The sequence below is a fragment of the Accumulibacter sp. genome, from assembly GCF_032229525.1.
Taxonomy (GTDB): Bacteria; Pseudomonadota; Gammaproteobacteria; order Burkholderiales; family Rhodocyclaceae; genus Accumulibacter.
Genome location: NZ_JAVTWB010000187.1, coordinates 1 through 24,175, shown reverse-complemented (window position 1 = coordinate 24,175; position 24,175 = coordinate 1). Strand labels below are relative to the sequence as shown.

Below are 24,175 nucleotides of genomic sequence, written 5' to 3'. Positions count from 1 at the left end.
GCTTGCCATGAAGTCACCGACACGGCGAAAGGCCAGTCATGAAATCAAGGTTCGCCATCGCGCTGCCATGTGCGCTGTTCTGTATTTCCGTTCTCGCCGCGCCGGCCCCCTGGTACAAATGGCGCAGCAAGTTGAACGGCAAGGAATTCTGCACGCAAACTCTCCCCGGCGATGGCTGGGAGAAGTCGAGCGGGCCGTACAAGGACGCGCGCTGCGAGGTGCCGGGCACGCCGGCCCCGATAGTCAATGAACGAATGAATGGGTTGGAATCATGAGTACAAAGAGCGGTCTGGTTTTTGCGTACATCCTGGAAGGTGGTTCCGGTCGGCCGATCGGCTGGGATGGCGTCGATGGCTGGCGTCCGGACCAGGGGATTCTCTGGCTGCACCTCGATTACGCGGACGAAGGCGCCAAGCAGTGGCTGGTCGAAAACAGCGGCATCGACGATGTGTCATGCGCCGCGCTGATGGCGCAGGAAACACGACCGCGAGTCCTTTCGTCCGGCGACTCCCTGTTGCTGATCCTGCGCGGCATCAATTTCAATCCTGGCGCCGACCTCGACGACATGGTGGCCATCCGCATGTGGTTCGATGAGCATCGCATCATCAGCATGCGACATCGTCGGGTGATGGCCATGGACGATATCAACAAGAGCATCGAAATCGGCAAGGGCCCGGCTTCCGTTGGCGAGTTCCTGACGATGGCGGCGAGCAAGCTCGCCGACCGCATGGGTGACGTGATCGGCGACATCGATGATGGGGTCGACGAACTCGAAGACCTGGTGTTGACCGCGGAGGGCCACCACCTGCGCCCCAAGCTCGCCGATCTGCGCCGGCAGACGATCGGCCTGCGACGCTATATTTCGCCGCAGCGCGATGTGCTGGCCCGACTGCAGAGCGAGCGGGTCGCCTGGCTGAACGATGTCGACCGGGTTCGCATCCGCGAAGTCGCGGAGCGCACCGCCCGATTTGTTGACGACCTCGATTCGGCGCGCGACCGCGCCGCAATCACGCAGGAGGAACTCAACAGCGTGCTGTCCGAACAAATGAACAAGACGATGTACGTGCTGTCGATCGTCGCCGCCATCTTTCTCCCGCTGGGCCTCATTACCGGCCTGCTGGGCATCAACGTCGGGGGTGTCCCGGGCACGGAAAACCAGTCCGCCTTCGCCTATGTCAGCATCCTCCTGGTTGGCTTTGCCCTGGCTCAGTATGTGATTTTCAAACGAATGAAATGGATCTGATCGTCGTTCTGGTCAGCCCAGAGGAGGAACAGAGATGGCAGCTTACGTGATCGCCGACGTCGAGATCATCGATAGCGCCGGCTACGAGGAATACCGGGCAAAGGTACCGGCGACCATCGCCGCGCACGGCGGGCGCTATCTTGCCCGTGGTGGAGAAACCGAAGTGCTTGAAGGCACATGGTCGCCATAGCGATGCGTCATTCTGGAGTTTCCGGACATGGCCCGTGTCAGGGCCTGGTGGTCGTCTCCCGAGTATCAGCCCCTGCGTGCCATCCGGGAGCGGACCGCGAAGTCCCATCTGGTGGTCACCGAAGGACTTTGAGCTCAGCCTGCCCTGCGTTTCATCCCACGCCATCACCCATAAGGAGACAGAGATGCACCTCAACGCATTGCTACCTCGCCAGGCGGTACCGGCACTAAACGTCCCGCTCACTTCTGGCGAAAGTTTCGTCCTCGGCGCTTCACCCGCCGAGCGCTTCGACCTCCTGGTCTTCTATCGCGGGCTGCATTGCCCGATCTGCACCAAGTACCTGCTGGAACTCGAACGCCTGGCGCCGGAATTTGCCTCGCGTGGCGTTCAGATCGTGGCGATCAGCAGCGACAGTGAAGAACGCGGCAAGCAGATGGCCGACAAGGTCGGCGCCAAAGGCGTCAGCTTCGCCTACGGCCTGAGCCTGAAAAGCGCCCGCGAATGGGGTCTGTATATCAGCACCTCGCGCGGGCTGACGTCGATCGGCATCGAAGAACCGGCGCTGTTCAGCGAACCCGGCGTCTTCCTGGTTCGCCCCGACGGAACCCTGTACTACGGCGCGGTACAGACGATGCCCTTCGCTCGTCCTCAGTTTCAGGATCTGCTCGGGGCCATCGACTTCGCCATTGCCAAGGACTACCCGGCGCGCGGTGAATTCACCGGCGAGGTCTAGGCGACCCGGCTGCTGACGGCTTTCGGCTCGTTCATCGGCAGGCCGTGGAGGCGTCGCTAAGCGGCGGCTGACAGCCGCTTGAGCACCGTCTCGCGCGGAAAAAGAGCAACCAGCGCATCGACCGATGGGGTCTGTTCCTGACCGGTCAGCAGCACCCGTAGCGGCATCGCCAGTTTCGGCATCTTCAGGCCGTGCCTGGCGACGCTCTCCTTGATCAGCGCGCCGATCGCCGCCGCCTCCCAGGGGATGGCCGGCAGCCCGGCGACGAAATCGGCCAGAGCCGGCAAAGCTTCTGGCGTCAGGTGCTTGGCCAGCAGTTCGGCTTTCGGCTGCACGTCGATGTAGAACACCTCCGCCAGGTCGGCCAGTTCGTTGAGGTTGGCGACCCGCTCCTGGTGCAAGTGGACAATCGCTTGCAGCGACGGGGTGTCGGTGACCGTCACGCCACGTGCTGCGAGGCGGGGCAGCACCAGCGCGGCCAGCCGCGCCGCTTCGGCGCGCTTGAGATAGTGCGCGTTGAGCCAGTTGAGCTTCTCGGTGTTGAACTGCGCCGCCGACGGCGTGATGTGGTCGAGGTCGAACCACTCGCAGAACTGCGGCATGGAGAAGATCTCTTCATCGCCGTGTGACCAGCCCAGGCGCGCCAGATAGTTCAGCACCGCTTCCGGCAGATAGCCTTCGTCGTCGTACTGCATGACACTGACCGCACCATGACGTTTCGACAGCTTCTGCCCGTCGTCGCCAAGAATCATCGACAGGTGCGCGTAAAACGGCACCTGTACGCCCAGCGCCTGCAGGATGTTGATCTGGCGCGGCGTGTTGTTGACGTGGTCGTCGCCGCGGATGACGTGCGTGATGCCCATGTCGAAATCATCGACGACAACGCAGAAATTGTAGGTCGGCGTGCCATCGGCACGGGCGATCACCAGGTCATCGAGTTCGGCGTTGGCGATTTCGATCCGACCCTTGACCAGATCGTCCCAGGCGACCACGCCGTCAACAGGATTGCGGAAGCGCACCGCCGGCGAGACGCCCGCCGGTGGCGGCGGCAGCGTCTTGCCCGGCTCCGGCCGCCAGGTGCCATCGTAGCGTGCCTTGAGACCTTGCGCACGCTGCTCCTCGCGCAGGCGATCGAGTTCCTCGGGCGCCATGTAGCAATGGTAGGCCGTCCCGGCGGCGAGCATTTCCTCGATCACCTGCCGGTAACGCGCCATCCGCTGCGTCTGATAGAACGGCCCTTCGTCGTGTGCGAGTCCGAGCCAGCGCATGCCGTCGAGAATCGCCTGCACCGCCTCGGGCGTCGAGCGCGCCAGATCGGTGTCCTCGACGCGCAGGATGAAGGTGCCCGCGTGGCGGCGCGCGTAAGCCCAGGAAAAAAGGGCGGTGCGCGCACCACCGATATGCAGGAAACCGGTCGGTGAAGGTGCAAAACGGGTGCGGATCATGAGTTCTCGTCGCAGTCTGGCAAAGTGCCCATTCTAGACCAGACGCCGCCGCCGAGCGGCGGTCGATGCGGCGAACCGGGAACCGTCAGCGCCAGAACTTGCCGCAGAAACCCAGATAGCGGTAGGGCATGGTCGGCGTGGGCGGCGAAGATGCCGTCGCTTCGAGCGTGACAGCGAGCCGGCTTACGTGCGACAGCAGCTTCTCGGCCGTGTCGGCGAGCGTCATGCTCACACTCTGTCCGGGCGGCAACGGGCCAAGGGCTATCGGAGCACTGCCATCGGCCGGCAGGCCCCAGAGATACAGGGAGTTGCCCGCGGGGACTTCCGGCGGCTGCAGGAACTTGACGTCAGCGACGCGAGCGTGGCGCAGGCTGCTCACCAGCATGCCGGCTCGACCCGCATCGTCGGCAAGTACCCCGACATAGCTCGGCGGCAACTGTGACTGGTTCTGCGCTGCCGGCGATGGCAAGGCTGTCAGACTTCGCTCTGGCGCGATCAGGAAACCCGTGACCAGCCCCGCCGCGAGGCCGGTAAATACCCAACCCAATGCCGCCCGGTTGAACACTTGGCGCCATCCTGTGGCGGCGCTGGGGCGCGCGTCGACAAAGCCCAGGCGGTTTTCGATGCGGGTCCACAGCGCGGGCGATGGTGCCTCTGCCGGCAACGCCAGGGCGAGCGGTGCGTAACGCAGCGCCTGCTCCTCGACCAGTTCGCGCAAATCGGCATCGTGCAGCATCAGCCGCTCGAAGCGCGCCTGCACACGCCGCGTCAGGCTACCCAGGGCGTAGGCCGTGGCCAGGTGCAGACGCAGAGCGGGATTGTCGTAGCGCATGGCTCAGTGCGCCATGCACGTCTGCAGCCGTAGCAGGCTGCGCCGGATCCATGCCTTGATGGTGCCCAGCGGCTGCACCAGGTGGTCGGCCAGATCACGATGGGTGTGGCCGCCGTAATAGGCGAGCAGCAGCACTTGTCGCGGCTGATCGTCGAGTTGGCCGATACAGTACTTCAGGCGTTCATCCTCGCAGCGCTGCAGCAGGGCCTCTTCAGGCGTCAGGCCGGCGCTCGGCGCGTCTTCAAGCACGCTCGCCCCCTGCGCATCGGTGCGCTCGAGCGGCAAATGCCGGGGTCGCGCACGGGCGATATCGAGCGCCTTGTTGCGCACCAGGGTGGTCAGCCAGGCCAGCGCGGGGGCGCGCTCGGGGCGGTAGCGTCCGGCATGGTGCCAAAGCGCCAGAAAAGCCTCCTGCAAGGCATCCTCGGCGAGGGCGCGTTCGCCAAGCAGCCGCAGAGCAATCGGGAACAGCCGTGCCGAACTCGCCTCATAGGCGGCACGCAGTGCCTCGCGATCACCCAGCGCAATACGTGCGATCAAGCCTGCCAGCACCTCCGACTGGCTCACCGGCGGGCGGTCCTCTTCAGCGTGACGCTTGCCGTAGCGACCGGTTCGCGGGCCACACCTTCGAGAATCTTGTGCACGTCGCTGAATTCGCGGACCGCCTTGAGATCGTGGAAATCGCCCCAGCGCAAGGCTGCCGGAATATCGTTGTAGATCTCGCGCGCGGTGGCGAAGCAGGCCACCGGCACGCTGTCGCTGGTACCGGGCAGCAACTTGAAGCCCTGTTTGCCGGGCAGCAACAGCGGCGTCGCGGGGTCAACCCGCGGATCGCTGACGAAGCGATTGGGGAAGATCCGTTGCAGCGTGCCCGCCGCCGTCTGTGCATAGCAATAGACGTAGGCTGGCGCACTGGTCAGCACCCTGAGCGCGAGCCCACCGTCCTGGCTATCGGCTGCCACGGACTGCAGCTCAAGGCCAATGCGCGGCGCCTTGGCAGCGGACGCGCCGGACGCGACAGGCGCAGCCGGTGCGCTGGCACTGAAAGGCTGGGCGGGTGGCGGCGGGAAGGGACCGGCCAGAAAACGGGTGAAGAAAGCCAGATCGACGTTCGGCGCGCCGCCCATTCCCACCGCTGTGCGGTAGGCGGCAACCGCCTGGCGCAAGGCGGGAGTCACCGTGCCGTCCGCCGGCCCGTCATAGAAACCACGGTTACGCAACTGCGCCTGGAAATAGGGGGTCAGCTCACCGCCACGCTCCATGCCGACAAACCAGTCTTCGATCTCGTTGGAGATTTCCGGATTGTTGACCTCCGCGCCGAGACAACTCCAGTAGGGGAGTTTGAGCAAGCGCCCGAAGAGTTCGACCGACGACAGCTCGACCATGTTGCGCAGCGACTGTGAGGTACCGTCGCTGCGCTGGAAGGAGGTGCTGAAATTGATCCCGACCTTGTTGAAGGTCGCTTGCGAATCGAGCGCGTCGCCTTCCTTGGTGATCGTCGTCAGGTTCTTCGAAACGACACCGGGGACCAGGGCCAGGCGGGTAGTGTCGGCCATCGCCACGTCCAGGCCGAGAACGTTGAACTGTCGGCTGGCCGAAGCACCCAGGCCGAGCAGACTGCCCAGCGACACGCCACCGTCGGCCTGCCGCTTGACCACCCCTTCGTCGAGTTGCGTGATCGAGCCGCGCAAGCTGTAGCGCGGCACGACGGCAAATGCACTGCGCTTTTGCGCATTGGCGAGAAAAGCGACGGTGTTGTTGGCGTCCTTGCCGAAGGCGATCACCTCGATGGCCCGGCTTCTTCGCGTCTGGTCGGAAAGCGCCGACATCATCATGTCGCGAGTGCCGGCGTTCACCTTTTTCGTCGAGTCGTCGAGATCCTCGAGAACCACGCTGACGTCGCGCACGCCGTAGCCGATGTACAACTTGTCCATGCAGCGCAGGGCGTCGGAGAAATTGGTGACGTTGCGCTGCGGCGTCGTGTCCGGGGGCTTCACCGCCGCGCGAACATCCTCGCTCTTCGGTGGCAGGGGTGAGCAGGCGGCGAGAACAGCGGCAAGCAGACAGATCGATTTATGGCTCATGGTCTCGGGAGGGGCTGAGTGACTGCATGACTGGGAGGCTTAGCGACAGTTGTTGCCAGCCTGGATGATGTCACCGGTAATGATGACGGTCGTTTCTCGGCGGGCCGATGTGCCGATCTTCTTCTGGTCCTCGAAGACGTTGCCGACCGCGATCGTACAACCATTGTCGAGCTGGGTGATGGCACCGGCGCCATTGGTCCGGGCGGCGGCACCGTCGCCGTCGTCGAGCTTGGCGCGGGCGCGCTCGGAAGCCTGCGCCGCCTGATCGCTTTTCGAACGAGCGATACGGGCGTTGATGTCATCCGGCAGATCCGGCGTGCCGGCGAGGACCGGCAACGCCAGCGCGGCAGCCCACAAAAAGGCGAATAATTTCGACATGTCCTTTGACTCCTGTGCTTTTCGCTTGCTATTGCGCGCCTTCGACCCCGCCGACCAGCACGCGCTGGCTGCCAGCGCTGCCCGCCCGACTGGTCTGGGTGATGGCGCCGCTGACCTTGACGTCGGTGGCCACATTACCGGCACCGGTATTGCGCACGCTACCGAGGTTGATGGTCTGCGATCCGTTGGTCGTGCCCAGCGCGTCCTGCCGGATGCCGGCATCGACGGCGACCCGCGTGGCCACCGTTGCCGCGGTGTTCTCGGCGCTGCCGATGGATACCGTCTGCTCGCTGTTGATGGTGCTGCGCGCCGACTGGTCGATCCTGCCGGTGACCACGGCATCGGTGCTCACGGTGCCGGAGGTGCGCTCGGCGCTGCCCACGGAAACCGTCTGCCTGGCGCCACCCTGGGTATCGGCAAGCGACTGCGAGATGGCATTGGTGGTGGTCGCATTGGTGGTGACGCGACCACTGCTGCCCACGGCGCTGCCGATCAGGACACGCTGCTGGTTGCCGGCGGTGTTGCCGGTGCGCGAGGTCGCCGACTGCGAAATCGCGCCCGAGGCCTGGGCGTTGGTGGTCGCGTTCTGCGGCGAGCCACCACTGACACTGCCGATGGCGACGGCCTGATTCGCCTGACTGTCCTGCGTCTGGGTCACCGTATTGCTGACGGCGCCCCGGGTCGAAATGTTGCCGCCCGCATCGACGCCACTCACCGCGCCGACCGAAAGGTCCTGCCTGCCGGCGGCGCTGCCCTGGCGATTCTGGGTGACGGCGCCGGCCACCAGCCCGTCGGTGTTCACGTTGCTGGCCTGCGTGCCGCTGATGCTCCCCGCATCGACGCTCTGCGAATTCGAAGAATTACCGGCGTTGCCACCACTCGATTGCTGGCTGACGCTCGGGCCGACGATCCGGCCGCTGGTCGCTCCCGACGTGATCTGGGAGCCCTGCACCGCTCCGGCCCGAATCTCCTGACTCAGGCCCGAGCTGCTTGAATCATTGACCTGACTCTGGGTGACATTGCCACTGACGACGCCGCTGGTGGTCAGCGACCCGACCCGCGAGTCGGTGAGGCTGCCGGCATCGACACGTTGCGTGCGCTGGCCGGAGGTGGCGCTCTGCGTCTGCACGACATTGCCCTTGACGGTGCCGGAAAGCGTCGCATTGCCCGCCTGCACGTTGCCACCTGCAGCGCCAACCCTGACTTCCTGCGCGTCGTTGGCCGTAGAGCGCCCGGCAACACCGCTCTTGCTCTGAACCACGCTGCCTGCCAGCGTGGCATCGGTGTTGACCGTTCCCGTTGTCGCACCACTGATCCCGCCGACCGAGACATCCTGCCGGCCGCCAGCACTGTCGTTCGCCTGTTCGATGCGACCGACCAGCGAGGCCCGCGTGCCGATGTTGCTTGCTCCCGCTGCCCCTGGCGACCCGCCGCCCGGAGCTGGCGCCGCAGCGGGGGCTGGCTGGGCGGCGGCTTTCTCCGACACCACCAGGGTATTCGAGATACCGTCCTTGACCGGCGCGAGCTGCGCCAGTACGGGGCTCGAGGCGACCAGCAGCGAGGCAGCCAGAATCTGCAAACGGGTCTGTGTCATGTTCATTTCTCCATCGGTTGAGGGTTGCGACGATACGCCGCTTGCAGTTGTTTCGTATTGAACCGCGGATTGGATGCAGCTAGCGTGAAAATATTCCTCTTCGCGCATCATCACCGCCGCTGCGCACCTCCCTTGCCCCGCCCGCCATGGCCATGCGATTGCCCCGGCAGCGCCATCTTCGATGCTGGCCAGCCCACGGGAAGCCTGTAGAATACCGTCCCGGGCCTGTAGCTCAGTTGGTTAGAGCAGAGGACTTAGCGCGATCAGCCTGAACATCAATGATGGGTGGTTGGTCGCATGGGTTGCCCGTTGTCAGCTTCGCGCTGGTGGCGGGTAGAACTGGTCAAATTCGGTGGAAGCTAAGGCCTGAGGGCAACGCCAATACCGAGCCAAGCCCCCAGACGGCACGGGGGAAGGTGTAGAGACTAGACGGCCAGCCTGTAACGGGAAGGTATAGTCCAGACCACAAACTCGAAAGAGGCGGCGAAAGCCGTAGTGGTAAGCATAATCCTTTGGTCCAGGGTTCAAGTCCCTGCGGGCCCACCAGACACGAAGCCCCGGCCGTTCTCGGTTGGGGCTTTTTGTTGCGCGCGAGGCCAGTGTTGACGGCGTTTTCGCAGGGAATGCTGCGTCTCACCATCGATGTGGGTGGCGGCGGTGCAGGCGAGGTAGGCATCAATGGCGGTTTGCTTGGCATTCAGCGTGGGTTCCGTGAGGTGATGGACGACGCCACCATGAACGCGCTGTTCGATTACGAAACCAAGCGATTTCCTTCGGCACAAATAGGGTAACTGGCCGATTATTGGGGTAACTGCATGGATCATTACCCCAATTGCAGGTAGCATTACCCTATTAGCGCTAAATGAGATGACTCATGCACTCTCTCCCGCCCGACTACCTCGCCAAGCTGCGCTTTGACGCCCAGCAAGTAGCGACGCTGCGCGCTTTGGGCGAGTATCGGGGCAAGCAGCAACTCTATGTCGCACAGTCACCTGAGGTGTTAAGCGATTTGCGTCAAGTGGCGGTTGTCGAGTCCACTGAGTCGTCCAACCGCCTCGAAGGTGTGGTGGTTGCCGCCAACCGGCTCAAGTCGCTGGTGCTAAAGAATGCGACCCCCAGGAGTAGATCTGAGCAGGAAGTGGCCGGCTACCGTGATGCACTGGCATTGGTCCACGAAAGCGGCGAGCAAATGCCCTTCTCGGAGGGGACCGTTCTGCAGTTGCACGGCACCCTGTACCGCTACATGCCGCAACCCGGCGGGCATTGGAAGGCTACCAACAACGACATTATCGAGCGCCACCCCGACGGCAGCTCGCGCATTCGCTTCCGCCCCGTGGCCGCACACCTCACGCCCATGGCGATGGCCGACCTGATCGCGCGCTACCGCACAGCGCTCGATCAACACCTGGCTGACCCGCTGGTGCTGGTGCCGCTGGTCATCCTCGATTTCCTCTGCATCCACCCCTTTCCAGATGGCAATGGCCGCATGGCGCGGCTGCTGACCTTGCAGTTGCTTTATCACTTTGACTACGCCGTGGGCCGATTCATCAGCCTGGAGCGTATCTTCGAGGAGTCCAAAGAGAGCTATTACGACACCCTGGAGGCCAGCTCACAGGACTGGCATGACGGCGCACACGACATCGCTCCGTGGCTGGACTACTTCTGGGGTGCGCTGCTGCGGGCCTACAAGGAATTCGAGGAGCGTGTCGGCACCATTGAACGTGGGCGCGGCGCCAAGGGCGACCGGGTGCGCGCTGAAATCCTCAAGCGACACCTGCCGTTCTCCATCTCGGAAATCGAAGAAGCCTGCCCCGGCATCAGCCGTGACATGGTGCGCGTCATCTTGCGCGCCATGAAAGCTGAAGGGCTGATTGCCCCCACCGGCAAGGGCCGCGGCGCCAAGTGGGAAAGAACGCAACCACTCGTCTAGCAACCTACTACTCTCCAATCGAATTCATCAGGGACCTCGAAAAGAAGCTCTGGACAACCGCCGACAAGCTGCGCTCCAACCTGGATGCGGCCTTCTACAAGCACGTGGTACTGGGCGTGATCTTCCTGACGTACGTCTCTGACGCCCGGCAAATGTCAAGATAGTCATCGCCTAAGCTCATGCTGCCAATGACATACTCGTGTTAGCAGAGTTTCCTGCGCGGATGCTGTGTCCCCTCTCGGGCTAATGGTCCCTTTTCAGTTCCGGGCGAACTGGTTCAGAAAGCACCATCAGGCAGCACTCTGGTCGCATGAAACCCACCCTTTGGCAGACGAAAAGCCGCGGGAACCTCACATTGACCAGGACACCTCGGTCGAGGCGACGCGCGATCGTGCCGGCATTCTGCCCTTCAAAATCCCATCCTTTGCTTGTACCATCACCCTTCCCCTGGACTACGTGATGGATCACTGATGAACCTACTAGTCGGCGTCGATTTCTCGGATTCGGCGAAGAAAGTCCTCGCCCAGGCCGCTCTTCTCGCACGCGCGCTGGGCGCCAAGATATGGCTCCTACACGTCGCCGAACCCGATCCCGAGTTCGTCGGCTACAAGGGGGATCCGACAGTGATGCGCGACGACGCGGTGGAAAAATATCACCCAAAGCATCGCCAGCTGCAGACCACAAGCCAAACGCTTCGAGACGACGGACTGGACTGCGCCGCCCGCCTCGTTCAAGGGGCGACCGTGGAAACGGTCTTGCACCACTGTGAAACCCCTCTACATCTGGCACCCACGCGCTGACCGATGGCGACCCCCCTCGACTCGACGCCCTTTGCGGTCACCGCCAAAGCAGAATCGGCCTCCAGAGCAGGACGCGGCCACAAGTCATTGAAATCGTCTTCAAGCCCCTCGCCCCGGGAGTCTGAGGTGCTTCATCGGCTTCTGCGCGGGATATGCCTCGGTCTTGCATGCGCCCTGGCTGCTGGGTGCGTCAGATTTCAGGCGGGTTCTGAAAACGCCATTGTTGTTCCATCGCCAAACCACAATGCGCGTCGGCCAAACTTCGTGATCCTCCACGACACCACCAACAGCAGCGTGCTGCCTGCGCTCAAAACCCTCACCGACCCGGCCCGCGAAGTCAGCTCCCATTACCTGGTCGGACGCGACGGCACGCTCTACCAACTGGTCGATGAAGAACAGCGCGCCTGGCACGCGGGGAAGTCTTACTGGGGCGGCAACACCGACCTCAATTCGGCGTCGATCGGCATTGAGCTCGACAACACGGGGGCGGAACCCTACCCGGAAGCACAGATGACGGTTCTCCTCGAGCTGTTGAAGAGCTTGAAGGAACGCTACCGGATTCCGGCGAACAATTTCCTGGGGCACGGTGATGTGGCGCCAGGTCGAAAAATCGACCCGAGTCGACTTTTCCCCTGGCAACAGCTGGCGAGGGAGGGCTATGGTTTGTGGTGCCCCGAACGAGCCCTTACGCCGATCCCGGATTCTTTCGATTCGCTGATTGCGCTCGAGGGCATCGGTTACGACACCTCGAACCCGGCGGCCGCTTTGGCTGCCTTTCGTCGGCATTTTCTCGGCATCGATCAGGAAGGGGAAGCCACCGCGGCGGAACGGCAGCTGATGCAGTGCCTGTGGGTGGAGACACGCCGCAAACCGGCATCGTGAACTCAATTGTCGCCGGATCGTTCCAGACGCTGAAGCATCAGGGCCAGTTGATCGGCAAGTGCGCGCACCCGCCTTGGCTGGGCCCGGCCGGGAGGAAACAGCATTTGCAGGGGTGTGGCGGGCGGCGCATGGTCGGTGAGGAGTTCACGCAGATTGCCGGCCCTGATATCCGGCCCGACATCCAGTTCCGACTTCAGCATGATCCCATGACCGGCAAGGCACCACTGCCGCACCAGCGCCCCGTCATTGGCCACCCTGTCGCCGCGCACGGTGACGATCTGCTGCATGGTGTTGGGGCCAAACCGCCAGACGTTGTCCAGATGCGTGCCAAAGCGCATGACAAGACAGTTGTGAGTCTTCAGATCGACAGGCTTGTTCGGGCGGCCGTGTTTTTCAAGATAGCTTGGCGCGGCACAGACCAGCCGCCGTTTCTGACCAAGGCTTCTGACGCGTAGCGAACTGTCGGTGACCGGGCCAAAACGCAAGGCGATATCAAAGCCCTCACCAACAATATCGACATAGCCGTCCGAAAGCAGCAACTCGACGGAGATGGCCGGGTTTTCTGACAGAAAGCGGTTGATCTCGGCAGAAACAAGGGTCCGCCCGATATCGCTTGGGGCACTGATCCGGATCGGGCCCGACAGGGTTTGCGCACCATGGCGGATGCGCGTTTCAAGGTCCTCGACCTCGCCCAGAACCCGTTTGGCACCCTCGACCAGGGTGCGCCCCTCTTCCGTCAGGCTGAGCGCGCGTGTCGTGCGATTCAAGAGGACAACACCAAAATGCGCCTCGAGCGCAGAAAGCCGCTCGGATACCGTGGTCACCGAGAGCCCGGCTTCACGGCCGGCTGCCGTCAAGCTGCCTTTCTCGACGATTTGCAGGAACAGGGCGATGTTGCTGAGTAACATTGTTCGGCCATTCCGGATTATCTTTCCGTATTCTGCCCGTTTATCCGGCTTTGGCAAGCAGCTATAGTTCTCCCACCGCCACCCATGGAGTCAAGGCAATGAGCAAACTGACCATCGTCGCCAACATCCACGCCAACCCCGACCAGATTGATCTGGTCAAGGCAGAGCTGGAGAAGCTGATCCCGATCACGCGCGCCGAAGAAGGCTGCATCCAGTATGACTTTCACCGCGACAACGACAATCCAGCACATTTCATGTTCTACGAAACCTGGGAATCGCGCGCGTTGTGGCAGACGCACATGAATGCTCCACACCTGGCCGCCTATATGCAGGCAACCGACGGCGCCGTTGCCGAATTCACGGTTAACGAAATGACCAGAAGCGGCTGACCAAGCCCAGAGACCAGGAGGTTTCCCACATATGAAAGCTGTCGCCCTTACGCACTATCTTCCCGTCAATGACCCGAATGCGTTTCTCGACGTGGAACTGCCCAAGCCTACGGCTCTGGGTCGTGATCTTCTGGTCTCCGTGAAGGCCGTCTCCATCAACCCGGTCGATACCAAAGTCCGCGCGCCAAAAGACAAAGTCGAAGACCCACCTCGCGTGCTGGGCTGGGACGCCAGCGGCGTGGTCGAGGCGGTCGGCCCGGAGGTCACGCTGTTCAAGCCGGGGGACGAGGTTTATTACGCCGGCGATATCACCCGCTCCGGCTCCAATGCCGAATTTCAGCTGGTTGACGAACGCATTGTCGGCTGCAAACCGAAGAGCCTCGGTTTTGCCGAAGCCGCGGCGCTGCCACTGACCACGATCACCGCCTATGAGGCTTTCTTTGATCGTCTGGGCATTGATCGTGATGGTGCCGACAGGGGACAGACGGTTCTGATCATCGGCGCGGGTGGTGGTGTCGGCTCGATCGGCATTCAACTCGCCAAGGCGGCCGGGCTGGTGGTCATCGCCACCGCCTCGCGCCCGGAAACGGCAAGCTGGGTCAGAGAGCTGGGCGCGGATCATGTGGTCAATCACCGCGAACCGATGGTGGAACAGGTACGTGCCCTGGGGTTTCACCATGTCGATCACGTCGCGATCTTCAATGACATGCGCCACTGGGAAACGGCGGTGGAACTGATCCGGCCGCAGGGCGGGATTGTCACCATCGACGATACCGATCTACCGATGCCGATGGCTGGCATGAAGATGAAGGCGGCCAGCCTGCATTGGGAATTCATGTTCGCCCGCGCCATGCACCAGACGCCGGACATGATTGAGCAGCACAAATTGCTGACCTACGTGGCGAACGAAATCGACGCTGGACGAATTCGCACCACGCTCGACAAGGTTCTCAGCCCGATCAACGCTGAAAACATCCGCGCCGCCCACGCGCTCATCGAAACAGGGCAGGCAAAAGGCAAGATCGTCGTTCAAGCCGTCTGAAATCGATGCCATCCGGTTGCGGATGGCAAGTCATCACGCCGTTCGGGCCCTTCACTGGGGCCGAACGGCGTTTTTCCGTGTGACCACGGTTTCGTCGATGTTGCCTGGCATGCCGCTCCTTCAATGCATCACGGCGAAGGTCCATGATGGGCTCGAGGCGGGCAAAAATGAATGCGGAACGCATGCCGCATTCGAGCATGGCCCGCCAACGATAGCCACGGGCCGGCTCCGGTTGGGTTGGCGTAGCGGTTTCATCGTTCGGCAGCGCGGCCAGCTTCTACCCGCTGCGACAACCTCTGGCGCTTCGATCTCGCGGATGCGAATCCCGCTCATGCCAGCAGCTCGTTGCTGTCGCGTAGGGCCATCTCCTGCACACACCTGGCGCCCGCTGCCGAAACCAACGCGCCCATCAAGGAATAAATGTGGACGCGATCCGTCAAGCAGGTAAGCTTGGCAAGGTCTGGGCGACTGGTGCCCCCTGCAGGTACCGCCGCGAGGATGATGTCGTCCGCTGGACCGTCGGCCGGACATCAAAAAACAATAGCGGGAGGAAAGCACCATGCGCAGCAAGATCGTCACTGCCGACGAAGCGATCGCCCTGATCCGGGACGGCGATACCCTGGCCAGTACCGGCTTCGTCCAGACCGGCTTCGCCGAGGCCCTGCTGTCGGCGCTGGAGCGCCGCTTCCTCACCACCGGCGGCCCAAAGAACCTGACCTTGTTCGCCGCTGCCGGCCAGGGCGACGGCGAGAGCCTGGGGCTCAATCACCTGGGCCACGAAGGTTTGCTGCGCCGAGTCGTGGCGGGCCACTGGGGCCGCATGCCGAAGGTGGCGAAACTGGCCCTCGACAACCGCATTCAGGCCTATAACCTGCCGCAAGGCATCATCTGTCAATTGTTCCGCGATCTCTCCGCCGGCAAGCCGGGGTCCTTCTCCAAGGTCGGACTGCACACTTTCGTCGACCCCCGCTACGACGGCGGGCGGATCAACAAAGCCACCACCAGAGACATCGTCAGCCTGGTCGAAGTCGATAAAGAGGAGTGGCTGTTCTACAAGGTCGGCGAGGTCAACGTCGCCTTCGTGCGCGGCACCACCGCCGACACTTTCGGCAACATCACGATGGAACGCGAAGCGTTGACGCTGAACAATCTGGCCATGGCAATGGCGGCCAAGAACAGTAACGGCATCGTCATCGCCCAGGTCGAACGGATCGCCGAACGCAGCGGCCTATCGCCGCGGCAGGTGAAGATCCCGGGGATCCTGGTCGATTGCGTGGTGGTCGCCGAACCGGCCCAGCACATGCAGACCCTGGCCACCCAGTACAGCGCCGCCTATGCCGGCGAGTTCCGCGTTCCGGCGCCCAGCGTGGTGTCGGCGCCATTGAGCCCGCGCAAGATCATCGCCCGGCGTGCCGCCTTCGAACTGCCTCCCAACGGCATCATCAATCTGGGTGTCGGGATGCCCGAAGGCGTGGCGGGGGTGGCCAACGAAGAGCGCATCTCGCACCTGCTGACCCTGACCGTCGAATCCGGTCTGATCGGCGGCATCCCCTCGACCGGGGGCAACTTCGGGACCGGCGTCAACATGGACGCGGTGATCGACGAAAACCAGCAGTTCGATTTCTACGATGGTGGCGGGCTGGACATGGCGTGCCTGGGCATGGCCGAGTGCGATGCCGCCGGCAACGTCAACGTCAGCCGCTTCGGTGGCCGCCTGACCGGTGCCGGCGGCTTCATCAACATCAGCCAGAACGCCCGTCTGGTGGTGTTCGTCGGCACCTTTACCGGCAAAGGCCTCGAGGTCGAGGTCCGTGACGGCAAGCTACACATTGTTCAGGAAGGATCGCAGCGCAAGTTCCTCAAGCAGGTCGAGCAAATCACCTTCAATGGCCAGTACGCCTATGATCGCGACAAACCGGTCTTCTACGTCACCGAACGCTGCGTCTTCCGCCGGGTCCGGGGCGGGCTGGCGCTGATCGAGGTGGCGCCCGGTATCGAGGTCGACCGGGACATCCTGCCGCACATGGATTTCGAGCCAATCGTCGGTGAATATGGCGTCATGGATGCGCGCATCTTCAATACCAACCCGATGGGCCTGGAGGCGGAACTGCTCAACCTGTCGATGCCGGAGCGGGTCATTTACGATCCAGAGCGCAACATTCTTTTCCTCAATTTCGAGGGCATGCATATTCGCGTCGAGGAGGACGTCAAGGCGATCTGGGATATCTGCGAGCTGCGCTGCAAGGAAGCCGGCAAGATGGTCGGCGTAATCATCAACTACGACCGCTTCCGCATCAACCAGGACATGTACGACGCCTACGCCGAGATGGACCGCTACTTCCTGGCCAACTACTTCAGCCAGATCACCCGCTACGCCACCAGCGCCTTCCTGCGTGCCAAGCTGGGCGAGGCCTTCTCCGCACGCAGCATCGCGCCGCACGTCTTCGAGCGCCGGGAAGAAGCTCAGGCTTTCCTGGCCGGGCGCAGCGGCGACGGAGGCAGCCCGGCCTGACCCACCCCCTCAGGGCTATTTTTCTGCGACTACCGGAGCAACGGCAAAGCGGACCCCGAGCCGGGTCAGCGCCGCCTTGCCGCGAACGGTCAGATCGCTGATGAAGCGAAACTGCTGGCGCGCGTCGATCGGATAGGCCTTCAAGCGGTAATGCGTGCCCCAGGGTTTCTCGTGCACGGTGACCATGATCGGGTCGTCGAAATGGAGGTAGGGGCTGGTCAGGGCGACGTCCTGCAGCACCGCCTTGGCGGCAAGCGCATCGTGCGCGGGGTGAAGATAGAAATCGGCCACGCACTGAAGCTGCGGGCGGCCGCAGTTGGCGTTGAAAATCGGATCGGTCCACATGCGCAGGTGCGGAATGCTGACCCGCGAATCGTCCGGGGTGACGATCTCCACCGTACGCATGCCGATATGCGTCACTTCGCCGTAGATCCCGTTGACTTCGATCCAGTCGCCGTTGCGATAGGGCATCTCGCCAACGGCCACGATGCCGGCGATCAGGCTGCTGGCGTAATCCTTCATCGCGAAACCCAGCGCCAGACCGACCGTGCCGAACAAGGCCACCATGTTCTGCAGCGACGGCTCGACGACCCGCGGCACGACCAGCAGAAAAGCCGCCACGAGAATTCCCAGGCGCAATAGCGGGACGATGGCCAGCAGATAGAGGCGTTGCTTGCCGTGCAGTTGGTCTGCAAGCCATGGCAGGAGTTTCTGCGCGCTGACGATCAGCAACCCGGCCAGGGCAACTATCAGCAGCAGCTCGAGCAGCGTACCGGTGCCCAGCGTATGGAAAAGCTCTGCCAGTGTTGGGGTTTCCATGTTCAAGGCCTCAGAAGTCATCCCTCAGGAAACCGCGGCGACGCAAGAAGTCACGTACCACGGCATATGCCGACGCGCTGATCTGCCAGCGCTCGCCGACCAGCATCACGACGCCCTGGGTCTGCAACTGCAACAGGCTGGAAGCGAGGCGATGGTCTGGCTGCGGCAACAGCTTGGGCAACAGAAATGCCGGCAAGCCATTGTGCAACAACAACGCGTGCAGGACGAAAGCCATGCCCTCGCCCTTCTCGGCGGGCATCACGGGTTCCTGCAGGGCCGCCGAGACCCAGACGATCTCGGCATCCGGATTGGCCTCCTGCTCCAGCGCGCTGGCCTGTTCCCGCGCGCCATCGTCCTGTTCAGGCGTCGCCCGCAGCGACGCCCGCCACGAACTCCAGGCAGAGCCGATATTGCCCCGGCTATGAACGGCGATGTGATTGATTTCCGGGCAGGCATCCGAATCGTCCGGCCCGCGTTCCAGTTGCACCTCCTTGCCGGTCGTAGCGTTGCGAAAGTGCAGGCACCCGCCGCCCTGGCACGACGCCAGCTCGGCAAGATAGCGCGACAAGCGCAGCCCGTCGAAAGCCTGCAGGGTCAGCGCCTCCGGCTGTGGCACGGGCCAGACCTCCTGCAGATACGCCCAGGCCCAGCTGTCGCAGGCGATCACGCCGCGCCCCAGAGCACCGCTCGCCGCCTGTTCCAGCAAGCGCCGAACGAGCCTCAGGCCGTCGGCGTGGCGCAGATAGCAATGCTCGAGCTGCGGCAGTACCCAGAGATGATCGGCTTCCGGCCAGGCTGCGAACCAGCGCTCGTCGCCGGCGAGAATCTGCTCGCTGCTCGGCACCTCGATCCGCGTTGCCCGGTGGCGCGCGGCCCAGTGCGCGAGGATTTGCGGATGCCCGCAATGCGGCTGGCCGATCACGAACTTGACCAGCGCATCCGGCTTGCTGGCGTGCAACCAATCGGCCATCGCCGCGTCCAGCGCCGCCGCCGCACAGCGCCAGTCGATCGGCCCCACCAGGCGCTGCAAGCGCGATTGCGACAGCGTGCGCAGATCGGCTTCCGCCTTGACTGGCGCCTGCTCCGCGCTGTCGTTGCCCCGAAAAGCCCGTTTCAGGGAGGCCCATTTCTCCAGTGCCGCGCTTGCGCCGACCGGGCTCGGCACGCGGTAGTCGGCAAGCCGGACGAACTCCCACAGTGTCGGCTGCGATGCGCTATCCTGCTTCTGCAACGGCAGATCTTGTTTGCTGGACATCGTCGGAACATTCACCCCGCTGACACAATTGTCCCCTGTCGTTCAATCCCCATCACTCACCGAGGATCGAAACATGGCAAACGAAGGCTATCACGAACCCATCGCCGAGCTTACGGACGAAACCCGCGACATGCATCGCGCCATCGTCTCGCTGATGGAGGAACTCGAAGCGGTCGACTGGTATAACCAGCGCGTCGATGCCTGCAAGGACCAGGAGCTGCGCGCCATCCTGCAGCATAATCGGGACGAAGAGAAGGAACATGCGGCGATGGTTCTGGAATGGATCCGCCGCCGCGATCCGGTGTTCGACAAGGAACTGCGCGAGACTCTGTTCACCAGCAAGAAGCTCGATCACCACTGATCGCTGACACTGGCGCGGCAGCGCCACGACGACATCCAGATACGTTTTGGTCGAGGGTTCGGCATATGGAAAAAACGCTAGACGTCATCATCATCGGCGCCGGTTCAGCCGGCCTTGCCGCCTTGCGCGAAGTGCGCAAGCGCACCGAGAGCTTCCTGCTGATCAACGACGGTCACTACGGCACCACCTGCGCTCGGGTCGGCTGCATGCCTTCCAAGGCACTGATCGAAGCAGCCAACGCCTTTCATCGCCGGCACGCCTTCGAAGCCTTCGGCATCCGGGGCGGCAGCGGACTGACGATCGATGTCCCGGCGGTACTGCGCCGCGTACGCAGCTTGCGCGACAGGTTCGTCGCCGGCACGCTCAAGGCCAGCGAAGATCTGGGCGAACGCAATCTGGCGGGCCGGGCCCGACTGTCGGGTCCGCATATGGTTGAAGTCGACGGCTGCCCGTACCGTGCCCGGCGAATCATCATTGCCAGTGGCAGTCGTCCGGTGATGCCGGAGGCCTGGCGCTACTTCGCTGATCGCATCCTGACCACCGACACACTGTTCGAATCGGAAAAGCTGCCGCGCCGGATGGCGGTAATCGGCCTCGGCGCGATCGGCGTCGAGATCGCCCAGGCGCTTGCCCGGCTCGGGGTCGAAGTCACCGGTTTCGGTTCCAATCCGCAGCTTGCCGGCCTGAGTGACGAAAGCGTCGATCAGGTGCTTCGCCAACTGTTGCAGGGGGAATTCGCATTTCACACCGGTGCGGCCGCGGAATTGTCGGCGGCACCGGAAGGCATCGCGGTGCGCAGCGGCCAGGTGGAAGTGGTCGTCGACCAGGTCATCGCCGCCATCGGCCGGCGCCCGAACATCGACGGCATCGGCCTCGAAACGCTGGGCGTCGAACTGGACGAACGCGGCATGCCGCCGGTCAACCCGAACACCCTGCAGGTCGCTGACCTGCCGGTCTTCCTCGCCGGCGACGCCAACGGGCGTGCCGCCCTGCTGCACGAGGCGGCGGACGAGGGCCATATCGCCGGCATCAACGCCTGCGCCGAGGAGCCGCGCTGCTTTCAGCGTCGCACGCCGCTGGCGATCGTCTTCGCCGACCCCAACGTGGTCGTCGTCGGCCAACGCTTCGCCGAGCTGGCCACTAGCGAAATCGTCATCGGACAGGCTGACTTCGCGAGACAGGGCCGCGCCCGGACGGCGGAGCGCAACAAGGGATTGATGCGCCTCTATGCCGACAAGAGCAGCGGCCGGCTGCTCGGCGGTGAAATGTGCGTGCCGGCCGGTGAACACATGGCGCATGTGCTGGCACTGGCGATCGACCGCGAGCTGACAGTGCAGGAACTGCTGCGGCTGCCCTTCTATCACCCGGTGCTCGAGGAGGGCATGCGTAGCGCCCTGCGTGATCTGTCGGCTCAGCTGCCGGCAGGCAGCGACTCCGATCTCGCTTCCTGCGGCGCCTATCAGTCCGAGGCGCTGGACTGAAGCCCACCGCCGCCGTCGCGGAGAGTACGAACCTACGGACGTACGGACGACCCACCGCGCACGACCCGGTACAATTCGCTCTTTGCCATCGCCACCCGCATACGGCCGTTGCCTGGCCGCCGCGCAGCGATCCCGCCGGAGTCTGAATGGACGTCTTGATCTCGCCTCTGACCGCCGCCGATGTCGAGCCGGTCGCCGCGCTGGCACGCCAGGTCTGGCAACATACCTATACGAGCATCATCAGCCAGCAACAGATCGACTTCATGCTCGCGCAGCGTTACTCGCCGCAACTCCTGCTCGCCGAGTTGAACAAGCCGGATATCTGGTGGGACAAGCTGACGCTCGACGGGCAACTGGCCGGTTTCATCTCGTGCTTTCTGACTGGAGCGGCCAGTGAAATGAAGCTCGACAAGCTCTATGTCGATCCGCAGCGACAGCGCATGGGGCTTGGTGCCCGCCTCGTCGATCATGTCGTTGCGCGCGCGCGGGCGGCGGGTTGCCAGACGCTGATGCTGGCAGTCAACAAAGGCAACGAGCAGGCCATCGCCGCGTACCGGAAACAGGGCTTCACCGTCCGCGAAGCGGTCTGCGTCGATATTGGCGACGGATTCGTCATGGACGACTTTATAATGGCCCGGTCACTGCTCACCCACGCCGCCGGATCCTGAACGCCAATGAAGCTGACATTCGTCAAGATGCATGGACTGGGCAATGATTTCGTCGTGCTCGATGGCATTCGTCAGTCGCTCGCATTGACGCCCGAACAACTGCGCTTCCTCGCCGATCGCCATTTCGGCATCGGTTGCGACCAGATCCTGCTCGTCGAACAGCCCACCCAGCCTGGCGTCGACTTCCGCTATCGCATCTTCAATGGCGATGGCGGCGAGGTCGAGCAATGTGGCAACGGCGCACGCTGCTTTGTGCGTTTCGTTCATGATCAGGGCTTGACCGCGAAACGTGAAATCCGCGTCGAGACGATGGGTGGGGTGATCGTCCTGCGCCTCGAAGACGACGGCACGATCAGCGTCGACATGGGCATCCCGGTGCTGGTGCCGGCACAGGTGCCGTTCATCAGCGCGACGGACGAGCTGGTGCAGACGCTGTTGGTGGCTGACCAGGAAATCGCCATCACCGCCGTCGGCATGGGCAACCCGCACGCCGTGCAGGTCGTCGCCGACGTCGACAAGGCAGCGGTCGAGCAACTCGGACCGCTGATCGAATCACACCCGCTGTTTCCGCAGCGAGTCAATGCCGGCTTCATGCAGGTGATCGACCGGCAGGCGATCCGCCTGCGCGTTTTCGAGCGCGGCGCCGGCGAAACTCTGGCCTGTGGCAGCGGCGCCTGTGCTGCCGTGGTGGCCGGCATCAGCCGCGGCCTGCTAGATTCGCCGGTGCGCGTCGCCACGCGCGGCGGCCTGCTGACTGTCGCCTGGAACGGCAACGGCACCGCGGTGCTGATGAGCGGCCCGGCGGTCACCGTATTCAAGGGAGAAATTGAACTATGAAATCTGACGAAGTTGCGGAGTATCTGCAGGACCATCCTCAGTTCTTCGAGGAGCACACCGATCTGATGACCAACATGGTCATTACCCATCCGCATGGTGGCCGGACGATCTCGATCACCGAACGCCAGATGCTGGCGCTGCGCGACAAGAACAAGAAGCTCGAAGGCAAGATGGGCGAGTTGCTGCAGTTCGGTGAAGAAAACGACGGCATCAGCGAAAAGATGCACCGACTGGCGGTAGGCATGATCGCTGCCGGTAATTTTCAATCGGCACTGCAGACGCTGAACTTCCATCTGCGCGACGATTTCGCCGTCCCGCATGTCGCCGTGCGTCTCTGGAATCGCCCGACAGAAACGGATGAGCTGCCCGAGTTCGCGCAGGTCAGCGAGAAACTACAGGCCTTCGCCGAGACGCTGACGCAGCCCTACTGTGGGTCAACCGCCGGCTTCGAGACCTCATCGTGGTTTGGCGAATCGGCCGCGCAGATCCGTTCGCAAGCGTTGATCGCCATGCGCAACGGTGGCGGCACGATCGGCATGATCGCCATGGGCAGTGAGGACATTGAGCGCTTCTACGCCGGCATGGGAACGATCTATCTCGAACGTCTCGGCGAAATGACCTCGGCAGCGCTGGCTCGCGCCTTGCGCTGAAACGACAACGATGACCGTCAGCGAGCGCGCCGCCAGCGTCAGCGTCTACCTCGATGAACTCGCGCAGCAGCGCCGGCTGTCACCGCATACGGTCACCAACTATCGGCGCGATCTTCTGTCGCTCTGCAGCCTGATCGCCGAACTGCCCGGCGACGGCGGCTTCGACAGCATCCAGACGCCTCACATCCGGCGCTTTGTCGCCCAGCTGCACACCCGCGGACTGGGCGGCCGCTCGCTCGGTCGCAGCCTTTCCGCCTGGCGTGGTTTTTATCGCTGGCTCGGCCAGCGCGGCGCTGTCACGCACAATCCGGTCGACAGCGTGCGGCCACCGAAAAGCCCCAAGGCACTGCCGAAAGCCCTGTCGCCCGACGAAGCCAATCGCCTGCTCGAAGTCGCCGGCGAGAACCTGCTGGCGATTCGCGACCAAGCGATGTTCGAGCTCTTCTACTCGTCCGGCCTGCGCCTGGCAGAACTTGCCGCACTCGACATCTCCTGCCTGGAAGACCTGCAGGCCGGCGAGGTTCGCGTCCTTGGCAAGCGCAGCAAGCTGCGCACTGTCCCGGTGGGGAGCAAGGCCAGGGAAGCGGTCGCGATCTGGGCCGCGCAGCGCGGCCGCCTGGCGACCGCCGACGAGAAGGCCTTGTTCGTTGGTCAGCGGGGCCAGCGTCTTGGCGTGCGCATGATTCAGCTCCGCCTGGCGCGGCGCGGGCTGACCCAGGGCCTGCCGGCCCGCGTCCATCCACACATGTTGCGCCACTCGTTCGCCTCGCACGTCCTGCAGTCGTCCGGCGATCTGCGCGCCGTACAGGAAATGCTCGGTCACGCCAGCATCGCCTCGACGCAGATCTACACCCACCTCGACTTCCAGCATCTGGCCACGGTCTACGATCAGTCGCACCCGCGCGCCAAACGCAAGACGGATTAGCGCCGATCGCAAGCAGAGCGGTGAGTAGCGACTGCTAAGGTGACCTGCTGCGATTCCCTGTCTGACCGGCCTCGGAACGCGAACGCCGACGGCGATACAGCAACCAACCGTAGACGCCGACGTTAACGACGATCACCCCTGCCGCCAGAGCAAGTTGCAGGTCGCGCGTAAGCTCGGCCGGGTAGATGATCGGCAGCAGGTAATGTTCGATGAAGCC

The 24,175-nt window shown here is 63.4% G+C and carries 26 protein-coding genes and 2 pseudogenes; 18 read left to right on the top strand and 10 right to left on the bottom strand.

The genetic code is table 11. The features are described 5' to 3' along the window. The first annotated feature begins 38 nt into the window (after nt 1-38). The 4 genes and pseudogenes from RUW20_RS14525 to RUW20_RS14510 all read left to right on the top strand — a co-directional run bounded on the left by RUW20_RS14525 (nt 39) and on the right by RUW20_RS14510 (nt 2,166). On the top strand, nt 39-275 hold the full coding sequence (locus RUW20_RS14525) for a hypothetical protein (protein WP_313952942.1): 237 nt from the start codon (nt 39-41) through the stop codon (nt 273-275). Beyond that, on the top strand, nt 272-1,243 hold the full coding sequence (locus RUW20_RS14520) for a zinc transporter ZntB (RefSeq protein WP_313952941.1): 972 nt from the start codon (nt 272-274) through the stop codon (nt 1,241-1,243). Before RUW20_RS14525 ends, RUW20_RS14520 begins: the two co-directional genes overlap by 4 nt. 34 nt (nt 1,244-1,277) lie before the next feature. Next, nucleotides 1,278-1,565, top strand: a pseudogene (locus tag RUW20_RS14515) (DUF1330 domain-containing protein). A 52-nt stretch (nt 1,566-1,617) separates the two neighbouring features. Further along, the gene (locus RUW20_RS14510; RefSeq protein ID WP_313952940.1) at nt 1,618-2,166 is read left to right on the top strand and encodes a peroxiredoxin-like family protein; all 549 of its coding nucleotides are present in this window, start codon (nt 1,618-1,620) and stop codon (nt 2,164-2,166) included. Between the two features lie 56 nt (nt 2,167-2,222). Here the strand turns inward: RUW20_RS14510 and gltX are convergent, their stop codons facing one another. The 6 genes from gltX to RUW20_RS14480 all read right to left on the bottom strand — a co-directional run bounded on the left by gltX (nt 2,223) and on the right by RUW20_RS14480 (nt 8,499). After that, nucleotides 2,223-3,611, bottom strand: a complete 1,389-nt coding sequence (gene gltX / locus RUW20_RS14505) for a glutamate--tRNA ligase (RefSeq protein ID WP_313952939.1) — start codon at nt 3,609-3,611, stop codon at nt 2,223-2,225. Between the two features lie 85 nt (nt 3,612-3,696). Next, the gene (locus RUW20_RS14500; RefSeq protein WP_313952938.1) at nt 3,697-4,443 is read right to left on the bottom strand and encodes an anti-sigma factor domain-containing protein; all 747 of its coding nucleotides are present in this window, start codon (nt 4,441-4,443) and stop codon (nt 3,697-3,699) included. 3 nt (nt 4,444-4,446) lie between these two features. Beyond that, a complete protein-coding gene (locus tag RUW20_RS14495) occupies nt 4,447-5,010 on the bottom strand; it encodes a sigma-70 family RNA polymerase sigma factor (RefSeq protein ID WP_313952937.1) in 564 nt (187 codons plus the stop codon). Continuing rightward, nucleotides 5,007-6,527, bottom strand: coding sequence for a DUF4384 domain-containing protein (locus RUW20_RS14490; protein ID WP_313952936.1), 1,521 nt, complete (start codon nt 6,525-6,527; stop codon nt 5,007-5,009). Before RUW20_RS14490 ends, RUW20_RS14495 begins: the two co-directional genes overlap by 4 nt. Before the next feature lie 39 nt (nt 6,528-6,566). Further along, the gene (locus RUW20_RS14485; RefSeq protein ID WP_313952935.1) at nt 6,567-6,905 is read right to left on the bottom strand and encodes a hypothetical protein; all 339 of its coding nucleotides are present in this window, start codon (nt 6,903-6,905) and stop codon (nt 6,567-6,569) included. A 28-nt stretch (nt 6,906-6,933) separates the two neighbouring features. After that, entirely contained in the window at nt 6,934-8,499 is a 1,566-nt protein-coding gene (locus tag RUW20_RS14480; protein ID WP_313952934.1) for a hypothetical protein, read from the bottom strand. Nucleotides 8,500-9,122: 623 nt separating this feature from the next. Between RUW20_RS14480 and RUW20_RS14475 the strand changes: the two genes are divergently transcribed. The 5 genes and pseudogenes from RUW20_RS14475 to RUW20_RS14455 all read left to right on the top strand — a co-directional run bounded on the left by RUW20_RS14475 (nt 9,123) and on the right by RUW20_RS14455 (nt 12,111). Further along, a complete protein-coding gene (locus RUW20_RS14475) occupies nt 9,123-9,290 on the top strand; it encodes a hypothetical protein (RefSeq protein WP_313952933.1) in 168 nt (55 codons plus the stop codon). An 83-nt stretch (nt 9,291-9,373) separates the two neighbouring features. Then, nucleotides 9,374-10,429, top strand: a complete 1,056-nt coding sequence (locus RUW20_RS14470) for a Fic family protein (RefSeq protein ID WP_313952932.1) — start codon at nt 9,374-9,376, stop codon at nt 10,427-10,429. Nucleotides 10,430-10,446: 17 nt separating this feature from the next. Continuing rightward, nucleotides 10,447-10,575 (top strand): annotated as a pseudogene (locus RUW20_RS14465) (type I restriction-modification system subunit M N-terminal domain-containing protein); the annotation flags it as partial. A 324-nt stretch (nt 10,576-10,899) separates the two neighbouring features. Continuing rightward, on the top strand, nt 10,900-11,229 hold the full coding sequence (locus tag RUW20_RS14460) for a universal stress protein (RefSeq protein WP_313952931.1): 330 nt from the start codon (nt 10,900-10,902) through the stop codon (nt 11,227-11,229). Between the two features lie 3 nt (nt 11,230-11,232). Then, complete coding sequence (locus tag RUW20_RS14455) at nt 11,233-12,111, top strand: N-acetylmuramoyl-L-alanine amidase (protein WP_313952930.1); 879 nt, start codon at nt 11,233-11,235, stop codon at nt 12,109-12,111. Nucleotides 12,112-12,113: 2 nt separating this feature from the next. Here RUW20_RS14455 and RUW20_RS14450 read toward each other — a convergent pair whose 3' ends face one another. Further along, nucleotides 12,114-13,019, bottom strand: a complete 906-nt coding sequence (locus RUW20_RS14450) for a LysR family transcriptional regulator (RefSeq protein WP_313952959.1) — start codon at nt 13,017-13,019, stop codon at nt 12,114-12,116. 98 nt (nt 13,020-13,117) lie between these two features. Between RUW20_RS14450 and RUW20_RS14445 the strand changes: the two genes are divergently transcribed. The 3 genes from RUW20_RS14445 (at nt 13,118) to RUW20_RS14435 (ending at nt 16,962) form a co-directional block, all read left to right on the top strand. After that, entirely contained in the window at nt 13,118-13,408 is a 291-nt protein-coding gene (locus tag RUW20_RS14445; RefSeq protein WP_313952929.1) for a putative quinol monooxygenase, read from the top strand. A gap of 31 nt (nt 13,409-13,439) precedes the next feature. Next, on the top strand, nt 13,440-14,450 hold the full coding sequence (locus RUW20_RS14440; RefSeq protein ID WP_313952928.1) for a zinc-binding alcohol dehydrogenase family protein: 1,011 nt from the start codon (nt 13,440-13,442) through the stop codon (nt 14,448-14,450). A 559-nt stretch (nt 14,451-15,009) separates the two neighbouring features. Beyond that, nucleotides 15,010-16,962 carry a malonate decarboxylase subunit alpha gene (locus tag RUW20_RS14435; RefSeq protein WP_313952927.1) on the top strand — a complete coding sequence of 651 codons (1,953 nt, stop codon included), beginning with the start codon at nt 15,010-15,012 and terminating at the stop codon, nt 16,960-16,962. 15 nt (nt 16,963-16,977) lie between these two features. Here RUW20_RS14435 and RUW20_RS14430 read toward each other — a convergent pair whose 3' ends face one another. Next, nucleotides 16,978-17,781 carry a mechanosensitive ion channel family protein gene (locus tag RUW20_RS14430; protein ID WP_313952926.1) on the bottom strand — a complete coding sequence of 268 codons (804 nt, stop codon included), beginning with the start codon at nt 17,779-17,781 and terminating at the stop codon, nt 16,978-16,980. 10 nt (nt 17,782-17,791) lie between these two features. Then, nucleotides 17,792-19,036 (bottom strand): hypothetical protein, encoded by a 1,245-nt coding sequence (locus RUW20_RS14425; protein ID WP_313952925.1) that lies wholly within the window; start codon nt 19,034-19,036, stop codon nt 17,792-17,794. Between the two features lie 73 nt (nt 19,037-19,109). Here RUW20_RS14425 and RUW20_RS14420 point away from each other — a divergent pair, with 73 nt between their 5' ends. The 6 genes from RUW20_RS14420 to xerC all read left to right on the top strand — a co-directional run bounded on the left by RUW20_RS14420 (nt 19,110) and on the right by xerC (nt 23,958). Next, nucleotides 19,110-19,397: an encapsulin-associated ferritin-like protein gene (locus RUW20_RS14420; RefSeq protein WP_313952958.1), complete on the top strand. Its 288-nt coding sequence runs from the start codon at nt 19,110-19,112 to the stop codon at nt 19,395-19,397. A gap of 65 nt (nt 19,398-19,462) precedes the next feature. Further along, nucleotides 19,463-20,878 carry a dihydrolipoyl dehydrogenase gene (locus RUW20_RS14415; RefSeq protein ID WP_313952924.1) on the top strand — a complete coding sequence of 472 codons (1,416 nt, stop codon included), beginning with the start codon at nt 19,463-19,465 and terminating at the stop codon, nt 20,876-20,878. Between the two features lie 146 nt (nt 20,879-21,024). Further along, nucleotides 21,025-21,546 (top strand): GNAT family N-acetyltransferase, encoded by a 522-nt coding sequence (locus RUW20_RS14410; RefSeq protein WP_313952923.1) that lies wholly within the window; start codon nt 21,025-21,027, stop codon nt 21,544-21,546. Between the two features lie 6 nt (nt 21,547-21,552). Beyond that, on the top strand, nt 21,553-22,383 hold the full coding sequence (gene dapF, locus RUW20_RS14405; RefSeq protein ID WP_313952922.1) for a diaminopimelate epimerase: 831 nt from the start codon (nt 21,553-21,555) through the stop codon (nt 22,381-22,383). Then, complete coding sequence (locus RUW20_RS14400; RefSeq protein WP_313952921.1) at nt 22,380-23,033, top strand: DUF484 family protein; 654 nt, start codon at nt 22,380-22,382, stop codon at nt 23,031-23,033. The genes dapF and RUW20_RS14400 overlap by 4 nt, the downstream gene beginning before the upstream one ends. A gap of 10 nt (nt 23,034-23,043) precedes the next feature. Further along, nucleotides 23,044-23,958 carry a tyrosine recombinase XerC gene (xerC, locus tag RUW20_RS14395; RefSeq protein ID WP_313952920.1) on the top strand — a complete coding sequence of 305 codons (915 nt, stop codon included), beginning with the start codon at nt 23,044-23,046 and terminating at the stop codon, nt 23,956-23,958. Between the two features lie 34 nt (nt 23,959-23,992). Here the strand turns inward: xerC and RUW20_RS14390 are convergent. Next, a partial coding sequence (locus RUW20_RS14390) for a DUF2784 family protein (RefSeq protein ID WP_409559372.1) occupies nt 23,993-24,175 on the bottom strand: 183 nt, incomplete at its 5' end.